Origin of the sequence: Actinomycetospora sp. NBC_00405 (assembly GCF_036044095.1) — a bacterium.
GTDB classification, from domain to species: Bacteria; Actinomycetota; Actinomycetes; order Mycobacteriales; family Pseudonocardiaceae; genus Actinomycetospora; species Actinomycetospora callitridis.
In genome coordinates this window covers 4,995,144-5,008,001 of record NZ_CP107938.1, presented here as the reverse complement: position 1 = coordinate 5,008,001, position 12,858 = coordinate 4,995,144, and the positions used below count along the sequence as shown (strand labels likewise).

Below are 12,858 nucleotides of genomic sequence, written 5' to 3'. Positions count from 1 at the left end.
CCGGTCACCCCGTCCGGGGCCACCGGGGCGGCATCGCTGTGCTCTGTGGAGCGGCGTCGTTAGTTGACGACCGCCAGCACGTCGCGCGAGGAGAGGATCAGGTAGTCCTCGCCGTTGTACTTGATCTCGGTGCCGCCGTACTTCGAGAACACGACGACGTCACCCACCGCGACGTCGAGCGGGATGCGGTTCCCGTTGTCGTCCACGCGGCCCGGGCCCACGGCCAGGACCTTGCCCTCCTGGGGCTTCTCCTTCGCCGTGTCCGGGATGACGATGCCGGACGCGGTCGTGGTCTCGGCCTCGCTGGCCTGCACCACGAGCTTGTCCTCGAGCGGCTTGATGTTCACGCTGGCCACGTCGGTGACCTCCACCTGTCTGGGGTCGGAGCGGTATACGCCGGAAACGATCCACGGCGCCGGTGGTCCGACCCGTCGTCGCGGGTGCCGGGGCGGCTCCGACGCCGTGCTGTTGGCACTCTATCCCCGAGAGTGCCAGGTCATCAACGAGGGTCTGACGCGGGCGGGTCGCCGCCGGGCGTGCGCCTCATCGTGTACGCGTCCGCACCCGAGGAGTAGTAGCGGCGGCGGGTGCCGACGATCTCGAACCCGGTCACGCGGTAGAGGTGCTGCGCGGCCTCGTTGTCGGTGCGGACCTCCAGATACGTCATCGCACCGATCCGGTCGGCGGCCGCGAGCAGGTCGTCGAGCACCGCGCGCCCGATGCCGCGGCCCTGGTGACCGGGGTCCACCCCGATCGTGTGGATCTCGGCCTCGGCCTGCTGTCCGAGCCGCGCGGGGAGCAGCGCGATGCCGCCGTAACCGACGAGCTCCCCCGCGCTGCGGGCGGCGAGGTAGACGTGGCCGGCGCGCAGCTCGTCGCGGAACGCCCGCGCGCTCCACGGGTCGTCGCCGGGGAACAGGACGGCCTCGAGCTGCGCGCACCGGTCGGCGTCGTCGGGGGTCAGGGCGTCGACGACGACGTCGGTGCTGGTCATGGGCGCGTGACGGTCTTCGGCGCGCCGGGCGGGACCGCGTCGGGGCGGCGCAGGTAGAGCGGCGCCAGTGGGGCCGGCGACGTCCCCGCGCGCAGGGCGGCCGCGGCGACCGCGACCAGCCCGGCGGGCGTGGGGCCGGGCACCCCGCCCTCGGCCCCGAGCTGCTCTGCCGCGTCGCCCACGACCCGGTCGATCGGCCCGAGGTCCGTCTCCAGGCGCTCGGCGAGCACGGCGGGGGCGACGACCTCCGGGCCGTGGGTGCGGACCCCGTCGACCACGAGGCTCCAGTAGACCTCGCGGCGGCGGGCGTCGGTGACGACCAGGACGCGTCCCGGGAGGCCCGCGGCCATCGCGTCGTGGGTGCCGACGCCGTGCACCGGGATCCCGAGCGCGTCGCCCATCGCCGCCGCGGTGACGAGCCCGACGCGCAGGCCCGTGAACGGTCCGGGGCCGAGTCCGGCGACGACGGCGTCGAGGTCGCGGCGGGTGCGTCCGGCCTCGGCCAGCGCGTCGCGGACGGCGGGGGCGAGGAGCTCGGCGTGGGCCCGGGCGCCGACGCCGTCGCGGGCCGCGAGCGTGACGGGGGGTCCGTCGGGCTCCAGCTCGACGACGCCCGCGGTGATGCGGGCGGTGGCGGTGTCGAGGGCCAGGACGAGCACGCCCGAGACCCTACGAGCCGGGGTCCCCGCCGCCGACGAGGCGGGCGGGGCCCTCGAGCACGGCGACCCGGGCCTCCGGCGCGTCGGGCGTCCCCGTGCGGTCGAGCCGGACCGTCAGGTGCTCGGCGGCGAGGTGCTCGGCGACGCCCTCGCCCCACTCGATCACCACCGCGGCGCGGGTGAGGTCGGTGTCGAGGTCGAGGTCGTCGAGCTGGGCGGCGACGTCGCGGGGGTCCGGGTCGCCGCTCGTCCCGACCCCGAGCCGGTAGGCGTCGACGTGGACGAGCACGACCCCGCGCCCGCCCAGGGCGTCGGGCAGCGGCGGGTGCTCCCGGGCGATGACGAAGGTCGGCGACGTCACCGGGCCCTCGACGCCGAGACCCTCGCCGATGCCGGCCGCGAGGCACGTCTTGCCGGCCCCGAGCGGGCCCGCGAGCACGACGAGGTCGCCGGGCTGCAGACGCGTGCCCAGGTCGTGCCCGAGGGCCGTCGTGTCCGCGGCCGTGGGCAGCACGACGCGGCGCTCCGCCCCCACGGCCCCCGGCCGGGTCACGCCCGTCGCCGGGGTCGGCGCAGCCCCCGGCGCGGTCGGTCGGCCGGCGCGGCGCGTCCGGGGCGCAGGCGGCGCAGGACCTGGGTGCGGTGGGTGCAGCGGCGCAGGAGCTCGAGCAGAGCGGCGTCGAACTCGCCGGGCTGCTCGAGCATCGCCATGTGCCCGGCGCCCTCGAGGGGCAGGAGCTCGGCGTGCGGCATCTCCGCCGAGATCAGCTCGGAGTGCTCGTACGGGATCATCCGGTCCAGGGTCCCGCCCGCGACCAGCACCTCGCACTGGGAGAGCCCCGCGAGCGCCGCGCGGCGGTTGTGCGTGGAGAGCGTGTTGGCGAACGAGGTGAGCGCGTCGAGCGGGGTGGCCGCGATCGTCCGGTCGACCAGGTTCACCAGCGCCGGGTCGGTGGAACGGTCCCCGAACGACAGGCCCTGCACGAACGCCCAGATGACGTTGCCGGCGGCCCGTCGGACGCGGTCGGCGAAGGCGGGCTGCCAGTGCGCCACCCGCCCCAGCACGTTGACCGTCGGGTTCCGGTGCGACAGCACGGCCTGCTTCAGCCCGCCGGCCATGACGTCGCCCGCCGAGGTGCACACCAGGGCCACGCCCGCGACGCGCTCCTTGAACAGCTTCGGGTTCCGCTCGGCCAGCGCCATGATCGTCATGCCGCCCATGGAGTGCCCGACCAGCACGATCGGGCCCTCGGGGACGACGGAGCGCAGGATCGCGTCGAGGTCGGCGCCGAGCTGGGCGATCGTGCACGAGCGCGCGCTCGCCTGACCGGAGCGGCCGTGGCGGCGCTGGTCGTAGAGCACGGTGCGCACCGCGGGCTCGGTGAGCTCGGAGAGCATCCGGCGCTGGAAGTGCCAGCACTTGCGGTCGAGGGCGAACCCGTGGACGAGCACGACGGTCAGCTCGTGCTTCGCGCCCGGGGTGACCGGGTCGACCTCCTCCACCGAGAGCCGCACCCCGTCGTCCGCGGCGACGGACGACTCGCGGCCCGGCGGGAGCATGCCCAGCTTCGAGGGGTGGGCCTTCTCCTCCTCGGAGAGGCGCGCCCGCTGGCGCAGGATGCGGTGGCGCGCCCGGCCGGCCCCGACCGCGCCCGCCGCGGCGGCGCCCCCCAGCACCGCGCCGGCCACGGCCCCCGCGACGCCGCCCGGGGAGACGCGGTGGTCGTGGCGGCCGTCGTCGCCGCTCACGCGCGGGGCCCGGAGGTCCGGGTGACGCGGGGACGGCAGCCGACGCCCGTGACGACCTCGTAGTGGATGGTGTCGAGCCAGCGCGCCCACTCGGCGGCCGTCGGCTCGCCCGCGTCGCCGGGGCCGAACAGGACGACCTCGTCGCCGGGGGCGACGACCGCGTCCGCGGCATCCGCCGCCGGACCCAGGTCGACCACGACCTGGTCCATGCACACGCGCCCGACGACCGGTCGGCGCCGACCGGCCAGCTGCACCGCCATCGTCCCTCCGAGCCGTCGGGGCACCCCGTCGGCGTACCCCGTGGGGACCAGCGCGAGTACCCGGTCGCTGGGAGCGACCCATTCGTGACCGTACGAGACACCTTCCCCGGCGGCGATCCGTTTGACCAGCGCGACCCGGGTGCGGAACGTCATGACCGGACGCAGTCCGTGATGGTCCGGCGCCTCGAGCGGGTCGAGGCCGTAGACGGCGATGCCGGGCCGGACGAGGTCGAGGTGCAGGTCGGGCCGGGTCAGCGTGGCGGCGGAGTTCGCCAGGTGCCGCCACGGAGCGGGGCCTCCGAGGCGCGCCGTCGCCGCCCGCCAGGCCTCGTCGAGGCGGACCGCCTGGACGTCGATGGTCGGGTGGGCGGGGGCGTCGGCGTGCGCGAGGTGCGACCAGACGGCGGCGACCTCGACCTCGCCCGCGACCCGGGCGTCCTCGGTGGCGTCGAGCAGCTCGGCCCAGGCGTCGGGCGGGCAGCCGTTGCGGCTCAGCCCGGTATCGATCTTGAGGTGCACGCGCGCGGGCCGACCGGCGCGGCGCGCCCCGGCGACGACGCCGTCGAGCTCCGCGAGCGACGAGACCCCGAGGTCGACGCGGTCGGCCACCGCGGGGGCGAAGTCCTCGTCGGGCAGGTGCAGCCAGGAGAGCACCGGGGCGTCGATCCCGGCGGCGCGCAGCTCGGCGGCCTCGCCGAGGGTGCAGACGCCGAGCCAGGTGGCGCCGCTCGCCAGCGCCGTGCGCGCGACGTCCACGGCGCCGTGGCCGTAGCCGTCGGCCTTGACCACGGCCATCGTGGCGGCGCCGGAGCGCCGGGCGAGGCCGGCGAGCAGGTCGACGTTGTGGGCGAGGGCGTCGAGGTCGACGTGGGCCTCGACGCGGGGGCGGCCGGTCGTGGTGGTCATGCGCGTGCCCCTCGGACCTGGCGGATCGCGGTCGGCAGGGCGGCCTGGACGTGCGAGGCGGGCACCGGCGACCCGGGCCCGACGTCCGCGCCCGCCCCGATCTCGGCGGCGCGGGCGTGCACGAACGCCGCGCAGCCCCCCGCCCACCAGGGCTCGAGGCCGGCGGCGAGCAGGGCGCCGGCGACCCCGGAGAGCACGTCGCCGGAGCCCGCGGTGGCGAGCCATGCGCTGCCCGCGGGGTGCACGAGCACGCGCCCGTCGGGGGCCGCGACGACCGTGGCGTTGCCCTTGAGCAGCACGGTGACCCCGAGGTCCGCGGCCGCGCGCCGGGCGGAGTCGACGCGGTCGTCGGTGAGCTCGGCGACGCGGGCGAACTCCCCGGCGTGCGGGGTGATCAGCACCGGGGCGCCGGCGGCCTTCTCCCGGAGCTCGGCGTGCTGGCCGAGCAGCGTCACCGCGTCGGCGTCGGCGAGCACCGGCAGGCCGGCGTCGAGGACGTCGCCGAGGGTCTGCGCGCCGGCGTCGTCGGTCCCGAGGCCGGGTCCGACGACCCAGGCCTGCACGCGCCCCGCCTCGCCGAGGGTGTCGGTGGCGACGATCTCGGGCCAGGCCGCGCGGACCTCGTCGGCGGCGCTGCCCGCGTACCGGACCATCCCGCTGGTGGACAGCGCCGCGGCGCCGGCGGCGAGGACCGCGGCGCCGGGGTAGGTCCGGGAGCCGGCGGCGATCCCGACGACGCCCTGGGTGTACTTGTCGTCGCCGGGCCCGGGCACCGGCCAGCGCGCGCCGACGTCGGCGGCGTCGAGCACGTCGACGGGGGCCGGCGGGAGCTCGGGGCCGAGCCCGATCTCGATCAGGGTCACCGGGCCGCAGAGGGGCGCGGCGAGCACGTGGACGGGCTTGCGGGCCCCGAACGTCACCGTGGCGGCGGCGCGGACGTGGTGCTCGCCCGGCTCGCCGGTGAGCGGGTCGACGCCGCTGGGGGTGTCGACGGCGAGGATCGGGACGCCGGCGACCTGCGCGGCGTCCGCCAGCGTGGCCGCCTCGGGCCGCAGGCCCCCGCGGGCGCCGGTGCCGACGATCGCGTCGAGCACGAGGTCGGCGTGGTGGACGGCCGCGACGCCGTGCTCGACGTCGGTGACGATGTGGCCGCGCTGCTTCCGCAGGGCCGCCAGCCCGGCGGGGTGCGCGCGGTGCGGGCTCAGCAGCACGGCGGTGACGGCGACCCCGCGCCGGCGCAGCTCGTCGCCCGCCCAGAGCCCGTCGCCGCCGTTGTTGCCCGCGCCGGCGAGGACGACGACCCGGCGCCCGGCGACCCCGCCGGTGCGGCGCCGGAGCTCGGCGAGGGCGACCTGCGCCAGGCCGTGCGCCGCCCGCCGCATGAGCGCGCCCTCGGGGGTGCGCGCAAGCACGGGCTCCTCGGCGGCACCCACCTGATCGGGCGTCCAGACGCCGTACACGGTTGCCTCCTCCGTCGGTATGTGAGCGATCTTCCCGGCCATAGCCGGGAAGATCGCTCACGTAGGCCTACTCGACGGTGACGGACTTCGCGAGGTTGCGGGGCTTGTCGACGTCGTAGCCGCGGGCGCGGGCGACCTCGGCGGCGAAGACCTGCAGCGGGACGCTCGCCACGAGCGGCTGGAGCAGGGTGGACACCGCCGGGACCTCGATGAGGTGCTCGGCGAACGGGCGCACCGTCTCGTCGCCCTCCTCCGCCACCACGATCGTCCGAGCCCCGCGGGCCTGGATCTCGCGGATGTTCGAGAGCAGCTTCTGGTGCAGGATCGCGCGGCCCTTGGGCGACGGCATGACCACCACGACGGGCAGGTCCTGCTCGATCAGCGCGATCGGGCCGTGCTTGAGCTCGCCGGCCGCGAAGCCCTCGGCGTGCATGTAGGCGAGCTCCTTGAGCTTGAGCGCGCCCTCGAGGGCCACCGGGAAGCCGACGTGGCGGCCGAGGAAGAGCACCGCCTTCGACGCCGAGAGCTCGCGCGCCAGCGCGCGGGTGGGCTCGACGACCGTCTGCAGCACGCGCGCCACGGCGTCCGTGCTCGACTCGAGCTCGGCGTACTCGCGGGCGACCTCGTCGGAGTACTTCGTGCCGAACGTCTGCGCCAGCGCCAGGCCGACGAGGTAGCAGGCGATGACCTGCGCGGTGAACGTCTTCGTCGCCGCGACGCCGACCTCGGGGCCGGCGTGGGTGTAGAGCACCGCGTCGGACTCGCGGGGGATCTGGGCGCCGTTGGTGTTGCAGATCGCCAGCACCCGGGCCTTCTGCTCGCGCGCGTGGCGCACGGCCTCCAGCGTGTCGGCGGTCTCGCCCGACTGGGAGATCGCGACGACGAGCGTGGAGCGGTCGAGCACGGGGTCGCGGTAGCGGAACTCGCTGGCCACCTCGACCTCGACCGGGATGCGGCACCAGTGCTCGATCGCGTACTTCGCGAGCAGGCCCGCGTGGTAGGCGGTGCCGCAGGCGACGACGAACACCTTGTCGATGTCGCGCAGCTCCTGGTCGGAGAGGCGCTGCTCGTCGAGCACGATGCGGCCGTCGACGAGGTGCCCGCGCAGCGTGTCGGCCAGCGCGGCCGGCTGCTCCTCGATCTCCTTCAGCATGAAGAAGTCGTGGCCGCCCTTCTCGGCGGCGGCGATGTCCCAGTCGACGTGGAACGGGCGGGTCTTGGCGGTGTCGCCGTGGAAGTCGGTGACGACGGCGCCGTCGCGGGTCAGCGTGACGATCTGGTCCTGACCGAGCTCGACCGCCTCGCGGGTGTGATCGATGAACGCGGCGACGTCCGAGGCGACGAACATCTCGCCCTCGCCGACGCCGACCACCAGCGGCGAGGAGCGCCGGGCGGCGACGATCTCGTCGGGCCGGTCGGCGTGGGTGAACACCAGCGTGAACGCGCCCTCGAGCCGCGCCACGACGGCGCGCACGGCGCCCGTGAGCCCGGCGCCCGGGTCGGCCTCGAACGCCCGCGCGACCATGTGGGCCGCGACCTCGGTGTCGGTGTCGCTGGCCAGCTCGACGCCCTCGGACTCGAGCTCGGCGCGCAGCGCGGCGAAGTTCTCGATGATCCCGTTGTGGACGACCGCGACCTTGCCGTGGGCGTCCTGGTGCGGGTGGGCGTTGCGGTCGGTCGGCGGCCCGTGGGTGGCCCAGCGGGTGTGACCCATCCCGGTGGTCCCACCCCGCCCGGTGGGCTGGTCCGACGCCCCGTTCTCGGGCAGGACCGCGACGAGGTTGTCGAGCGGTCCGGCCGCCCGGTGTACCTCGAGCGACCCCGTCCCGTCGACGACGGAGACCCCCGCGGAGTCGTACCCGCGGTACTCCAGTCGTCTCAGACCATTGACGAGGACCTCTTGGGCTCCGCGCCAGCCGACGTATCCCACGATCCCGCACACCGGCCCCAGGGTAGACGCGCCCGCTCGCGGCTCCTGCGGGTGCACGACCTCCCGGGGGGTCACGACAGGCCGTGACGGGCCCGCTCCGATAGGTTCCCGGGCCATGGCGAGCGTGATCGGTGGGAAGGCCCTGGCGCCGAAGGCCGTGGTCGCCGAGCTCTCGCGGCCCGGCCCGTACCCCGTGCTGCGCGGAGAGCTCGCGCTGGTGGGCCTGCCCGGAGCGGTGTTCACCCCCGCCACGGGCACCGGCCTGCCGGCCGTCGCCTTCGCGCACGACTGGCTGCAGCCGGCCGCCCGCTACTTCGGGCTGCTCCGGCACCTCGCGAGCTGGGGGATCGTCGCCGCGGCCCCGGACACCCAGCGCAGCCCGATCGGCTCGCACCGTGCCCTCGCCCACGACCTGCGCACCGCCCTCGGCGTCTGCTCCGGCGTGCGGCTGGGCGGCACCGCCCGCGGCGCCGCGGTGAGTGTCGACCCGGGCAAGCTCGGCCTCGCCGGGCACGGCATGGGCGCGGGCTCGGCCGTCCTCGCCGCCGCCGTGCCTGCGGCCGACACGCAGGTGCAGGCGGTCGGCGAGCCCTACTGGGAGGTGGGTCACGGCGTCGCGGTGCAGGCCGTCGCCACCATCGCCCTCACCGACACGAAGCCCTCGGCGGTCGACGCCGCCCGCGCCGTGCACCTGCCCGGCATGCACCTCGGCTTCGGCAAGGACCTCGTGTCGCCGCCGGCGGCGGGCGCCGACCTGGTCGAGCAGAACTGGGGCGGCGAGTCCTCGCTGCGCACGCTCAAGAAGGCCACCCACCTCGGCCTGCTCGAGGGACGGCACTGGAGCGACATCCTGCTCGACGGCAAGGGCGAGCCGGCGACCCGGAGCCTCGTGAAGGCGCTGCTCACCGGGTTCCTGCTGCACCGCCTGGGCGGCGACGGGCGCTACGCGGCGGCGTTCGACGGCCCGGTCAAGGGGACCGAGGTCCACTCGGCCTGAGCGGGTCGCCCCCGCCCGCCGCCAGACGCTCACGCACCCGCGCGCCGGCCTCGCGTCCGGCGGCACGGCTGCGCGCGGCGGCGGCGAGGAAGACGCGCAGGCGCTCCTCGAGGTCGGCGGCCCAGGCCCGCAGCCGGGGCTCCGCCGACGGGTCGGCCCCGACCGCGGCCAGCAGGGCGTCGACCTGGGCCGGGTGCAGGCCGCCGACGGGATCGGCGGGCCGGACGGCGGCCGCGCCCGCCGCGAGGTCGCGCGACGCGGCCGCGACGGTCGCCGCCGCCACCTCGAAGACGTCCGCGGTGTCCCCCAGCTCGCCCACGAGGCCGTGCGCGGAGCGCGCCAGCGCCGACACCCGCTTCTGCACGGCGTCGGCGGACGGTCCCGCCCACGTGTCCCACAGCGGCCCGAGGTCCTCGGCGGTGTCGACGTGCTGGCGGCGCACCTGCGCCGCGGCCTCGCGTAGCGCCTCCGCCTGGGCGGCGAGCGCCGCCGGGTCGGGGAGCTCGCGGGCCTCGGCGCCGGCGCGCCGCACGGTGGCCGGGTCGGTGTCCGGGCCGGCCGGGATGCCCCGCCAGCGCGGCGGCAGGGCCGCCCAGCGGGTGAGGTGGGTGGTCAGCACGCCGACCGCGGTGTCGACGGCGCCGAACAGGGCGGCGCGGGTGGGCCCCGCGACGTCGACCGGGCCGGCCTCTCCGATGAGCCGGAGCGGACGGTCGGGGCGGGTCACCCGGCGCTGCGCGGCACCCCGCGCGGTCCGGGGCCCTCGGGGCCGGTGTCGTCACCGTTCTCGTCACCCGACCCGGCGCTGAGCAGGTGCTCCGCCAGGTCGTCGACGGCGCCTGCGTGGGCCCGCAGGAGCGCGACGGCCGAGAGCGTGCCGCCCTCGCCGGGCCGGCCGGGCCCGCCGTGGTCGGCGCTGAGCCGGTCGGCCAGCTCGTGCAGGTCGCGCGCGCGGCCCGTCACGGCCTCGACGACCTCGGGGAGGTCCGGCGGCGGGCCGTCGTCCTCGACGGCGTCGTCACCGTTCGCGGGGCCGAGACCCTCGAGGAGCTCGTCCAGGTGTCGGGCCGGGCCGTGCGCGGGCGGGATCGAGTCCATCCGCGTCCTCCGCGTCCGGCCCGCACGAGCGGGGTACCGACACCGTCCCGTCCCGCTCCCGATGACGCCGGGGCGCGGGACCGCCGTCAGGTTAACGCCTGACCGACCGCCCAGGAGCGCGAACCCGGGACCGGTCCGTCCCGGTGGGTGAGGCGGCACCGAGCGTCGCGAGCCGGTGGCGCTGTGTCGTCAGAGGGTCGTCAGCGGACGCTCGAGACGAGCCCCGCGAGCCGGTCGGCGACCTGGCCGGCCACCACCTGCGTCGGCGCCTCGACCATCACGCGCACGAGCTGTTCGGTGCCCGAGGGACGCAGCAGCACCCGGCCGCGGCCGGCGAGCTCGGCCTCGGCGGCGGCGACGGCGTCGGCGACCTCCGTCGAGGCGCCCACGGCGGCCTTGTCGGCGACGGGCACGTTGACGAGCACCTGGGGCAGGCGCGTCATCACCGCGGCGAGGTCCCCGAGCGGGCGTCCGGTGTGCGCGACGCGCGCCATGAGGCGCAGGGCCGTGAGCAGGCCGTCGCCGGTGGTGGCGTGCGCCGGGAGCACCACGTGCCCGGACTGCTCGCCGCCGAGCGAGAACCTCCCGGAGCGCAGCTCCTCGAGGACGTAGCGGTCGCCCACCGCCGTCGTCCGCAGCGCGACCCCGGCGTCGGCCATCGCGAGGTGCAGGCCGAGGTTGCTCATCACGGTGACGACGAGGGTGTCCGCCGCGAGCTCGCCGCGCTCGTGCATGTCGAGCGCGAGGATCGCGAGGATCTGGTCGCCGTCGACGACGGTGCCGTCGGCCGCCACGGCGAGGCACCGGTCGGCGTCGCCGTCGTGGGCGATCCCGAGGTCGGCGCCCTCCGCCACGACCGCGCGCGTGAGGACGTCCATGTGCGTGGAGCCGACGCCGTCGTTGATGTTCCAGCCGTCGGGGTCGGCGTGCAGCGCGGTCACCCGGGCACCGGCCGCGGCGTACGCGCGGGGCGCGGCCTGCGAGGCGGCGCCGTGTGCGCAGTCGACGACGACGTGCAGCCCCGCCAGCGGCGTCGGCGTGGCCGACGCGAGGTGGGCGACGTAGCGCTCGAGCGCGTCGGGGACGTCGCGCACCCGTCCGATGTCGTGGCCGGTGGGACGCGGCGTGGCGTCGCCTGCACGGACGTGGGCCTCGATCTCGTCCTCGATTGCGTCGGGCAGCTTGTGCCCGCCGGCGGCGAAGAGCTTGATGCCGTTGTCGGGCATCGGGTTGTGCGACGCCGAGATCATCACGCCGAGGTCGGCGTCGAACTCGCCGGTGAGGTACGCGACGCCGGGCGTCGGCAGCACGCCGACGCGCAGGACGTCCGCACCCGCGGCGCTCAGTCCGGCGGTGACGGCCGCCTCGAGCATCTCGCCGCTGGCCCGCGGGTCACGACCCACGACGGCCAGGGGGCGACTGCCCGAGGCACCACGCCGACCGCCGGCCCGGGCGTGCTCGGCGAGCACGCCCGCGGCCGACGCGGAGATCGCCGTCGCCAGCTCGGGCGACAGGTCGGCATTGGCCAGCCCCCGCACACCGTCGGTGCCGAAGAGCCGCGCCATCAGCGCTTCGAGTACTGAGGAGCCTTCCGGGCCTTCTTGAGGCCGTACTTCTTGCGCTCCGTGGCCCGCGGGTCGCGGGTGAGGAAGCCGGCCTTCTTGAGGCCCGGACGGTCGTCGGGGTCGACCTCGGTGAGCGCGCGGGCGAGGCCCAGGCGCAGGGCGCCGGCCTGGCCCGACGTGCCGCCACCGTGGAGGGTGGCGAAGACGTCGAACTGCTCGGTGCGCTCGGTGATCACCAGCGGCTCACGGATGAGCTGCTGGTGCACCTTGTTCGGGAAGTACTCCTCGAAGGCCTTCCCGTTGCACACGATGCGGCCCGTGCCCGACACGAGGCGGACGCGGACGATGGCCTCCTTGCGGCGGCCGACCGTCTGGATGGGGCGGTCGATCTGGGCGAACACCGGCGCGGGCGCGGCGTCGCCGAAGACGTCGGTCTCGGCGTCGTCGGTCTCGGCGCCGTCGCTGTCGGCGTCCACCTCGACCTCGGCCAGGACCTCGTCGTCGGCACCGGGCTCGTCCGTGGCGGACACCGGGGTGCCGCCGACGGCACCCTCGGGCAGGTCCGCAGCTTCGGCGAGCGTCTGGGCCGCGTCCGTGTCGTTGACCTCGGGCTGGTCGGTCGCGTCGTCGGGGCTGGTCACTGGCTCACCTGTCGAATCTCGTAAGGCACCGGCTTCTGCGCGGCGTGGGGGTGCTCGGGACCGGCGTACACCTTGAGCTTGCTGCCCATGGCGCGGCCGAGGCGGTTGTGCGGAAGCATGCCCTTGATGGCCTTCTCGACCACGCGCGCCGGGAACCTGTCGAGCTCCTCGCCGATCGTGCGCGAGCGCAGGCCGCCGGGGAAGCCGCTGTGGTGGTACACCATCTTGTCGTCACGCTTGCCGCCGGTGAGGGCGATCTTCTCCGCGTTCACGATCACGACGAAGTCGCCGGTGTCGACGTGCGGCGCGTACGTCGGCTTGTGCTTGCCCCGCAGCAGCTGGGCGCTCTGGGCGGCCAGGCGGCCGAGGACGACGTCGGACGCGTCGATGACGTGCCAGGCGCGGTCGATGTCACCGGGCTTCGGACTGAACGTGCGCACGGAAGCTACCTCGTCACGGACGGCTGGGCGGTCGGCTCGGGGCCGGGGTGTGGTCGAGCGGGCGCGGGACATGCACCGCGCATCAGTCGTCCAGAGTACGCGTGGGGCCACCGACGACGGCGACCACCCCCTCGCCGCTGGGCGTCCTCGCGGAGCCGC

The 12,858-nt window shown here is 76.1% G+C and carries 14 protein-coding genes; 1 reads left to right on the top strand and 13 read right to left on the bottom strand.

Annotated elements, in window-relative coordinates; genetic code table 11:
• Positions 1-59: 59 nt before the first annotated feature.
• The 8 genes from groES to glmS all read right to left on the bottom strand — a co-directional run bounded on the left by groES (position 60) and on the right by glmS (position 7,970).
• Positions 60-371 carry a co-chaperone GroES gene (groES, locus tag OG774_RS24840; RefSeq protein WP_274190719.1) on the bottom strand — a complete coding sequence of 104 codons (312 nt, stop codon included), beginning with the start codon at positions 369-371 and terminating at the stop codon, positions 60-62.
• A 128-nt stretch (positions 372-499) separates the two neighbouring features.
• Positions 500-994, bottom strand: a complete 495-nt coding sequence (gene rimI / locus OG774_RS24835) for a ribosomal protein S18-alanine N-acetyltransferase (protein WP_328304996.1) — start codon at positions 992-994, stop codon at positions 500-502.
• Positions 991-1,653 (bottom strand): tRNA (adenosine(37)-N6)-threonylcarbamoyltransferase complex dimerization subunit type 1 TsaB, encoded by a 663-nt coding sequence (gene tsaB / locus OG774_RS24830; RefSeq protein WP_328304995.1) that lies wholly within the window; start codon positions 1,651-1,653, stop codon positions 991-993. The genes rimI and tsaB overlap by 4 nt, the downstream gene beginning before the upstream one ends.
• A gap of 10 nt (positions 1,654-1,663) precedes the next feature.
• Positions 1,664-2,206 (bottom strand): tRNA (adenosine(37)-N6)-threonylcarbamoyltransferase complex ATPase subunit type 1 TsaE, encoded by a 543-nt coding sequence (gene tsaE / locus OG774_RS24825; protein ID WP_442873910.1) that lies wholly within the window; start codon positions 2,204-2,206, stop codon positions 1,664-1,666.
• Positions 2,203-3,402: an alpha/beta fold hydrolase gene (locus OG774_RS24820; protein WP_328304994.1), complete on the bottom strand. Its 1,200-nt coding sequence runs from the start codon at positions 3,400-3,402 to the stop codon at positions 2,203-2,205. Before OG774_RS24820 ends, tsaE begins: the two co-directional genes overlap by 4 nt.
• Complete coding sequence (gene alr, locus OG774_RS24815) at positions 3,399-4,568, bottom strand: alanine racemase (RefSeq protein WP_328304993.1); 1,170 nt, start codon at positions 4,566-4,568, stop codon at positions 3,399-3,401. Before alr ends, OG774_RS24820 begins: the two co-directional genes overlap by 4 nt.
• A complete protein-coding gene (locus OG774_RS24810) occupies positions 4,565-6,028 on the bottom strand; it encodes an NAD(P)H-hydrate dehydratase (protein WP_328304992.1) in 1,464 nt (487 codons plus the stop codon). The genes alr and OG774_RS24810 overlap by 4 nt, the downstream gene beginning before the upstream one ends.
• A 67-nt stretch (positions 6,029-6,095) precedes the next feature.
• Positions 6,096-7,970: a glutamine--fructose-6-phosphate transaminase (isomerizing) gene (gene glmS / locus OG774_RS24805; protein ID WP_328304991.1), complete on the bottom strand. Its 1,875-nt coding sequence runs from the start codon at positions 7,968-7,970 to the stop codon at positions 6,096-6,098.
• 103 nt (positions 7,971-8,073) lie between these two features.
• Here glmS and OG774_RS24800 point away from each other — a divergent pair, with 103 nt between their 5' ends.
• The gene (locus tag OG774_RS24800) at positions 8,074-8,955 is read left to right on the top strand and encodes a dienelactone hydrolase family protein (protein ID WP_328304990.1); all 882 of its coding nucleotides are present in this window, start codon (positions 8,074-8,076) and stop codon (positions 8,953-8,955) included.
• Here the strand turns inward: OG774_RS24800 and OG774_RS24795 are convergent.
• The 5 genes from OG774_RS24795 to rplM all read right to left on the bottom strand — a co-directional run bounded on the left by OG774_RS24795 (position 8,927) and on the right by rplM (position 12,699).
• The gene (locus OG774_RS24795; RefSeq protein ID WP_328304989.1) at positions 8,927-9,682 is read right to left on the bottom strand and encodes a hypothetical protein; all 756 of its coding nucleotides are present in this window, start codon (positions 9,680-9,682) and stop codon (positions 8,927-8,929) included. The two genes, OG774_RS24800 and OG774_RS24795, sit on opposite strands and share 29 nt — an antisense overlap.
• Entirely contained in the window at positions 9,679-10,053 is a 375-nt protein-coding gene (locus OG774_RS24790; protein ID WP_328304988.1) for a hypothetical protein, read from the bottom strand. Before OG774_RS24790 ends, OG774_RS24795 begins: the two co-directional genes overlap by 4 nt.
• Positions 10,054-10,253: 200 nt before the next feature.
• Positions 10,254-11,618 carry a phosphoglucosamine mutase gene (gene glmM, locus OG774_RS24785; protein WP_328304987.1) on the bottom strand — a complete coding sequence of 455 codons (1,365 nt, stop codon included), beginning with the start codon at positions 11,616-11,618 and terminating at the stop codon, positions 10,254-10,256.
• On the bottom strand, positions 11,618-12,259 hold the full coding sequence (gene rpsI, locus OG774_RS24780) for a 30S ribosomal protein S9 (RefSeq protein WP_328304986.1): 642 nt from the start codon (positions 12,257-12,259) through the stop codon (positions 11,618-11,620). The genes glmM and rpsI overlap by 1 nt, the downstream gene beginning before the upstream one ends.
• A complete protein-coding gene (gene rplM, locus OG774_RS24775) occupies positions 12,256-12,699 on the bottom strand; it encodes a 50S ribosomal protein L13 (RefSeq protein WP_274190731.1) in 444 nt (147 codons plus the stop codon). Before rplM ends, rpsI begins: the two co-directional genes overlap by 4 nt.
• Between the last annotated feature and the right edge of the window lie 159 nt (positions 12,700-12,858).

Excerpts from the sequence above, each read along its gene's own strand:
- glmM (WP_328304987.1), bottom strand. The coding sequence starts at position 11,618 with ATGGCGCGGCTCTTCGGCACCGACGGTGTGCGGGGGCTGGCCAATGCC.
- rimI (WP_328304996.1), bottom strand. The coding sequence starts at position 994 with ATGACCAGCACCGACGTCGTCGTCGACGCCCTGACCCCCGACGACGCC.
- OG774_RS24800 (WP_328304990.1), top strand. The coding sequence starts at position 8,074 with ATGGCGAGCGTGATCGGTGGGAAGGCCCTGGCGCCGAAGGCCGTGGTC.
- OG774_RS24790 (WP_328304988.1), bottom strand. The coding sequence starts at position 10,053 with ATGGACTCGATCCCGCCCGCGCACGGCCCGGCCCGACACCTGGACGAG.
- alr (WP_328304993.1), bottom strand. The coding sequence starts at position 4,568 with ATGACCACCACGACCGGCCGCCCCCGCGTCGAGGCCCACGTCGACCTC.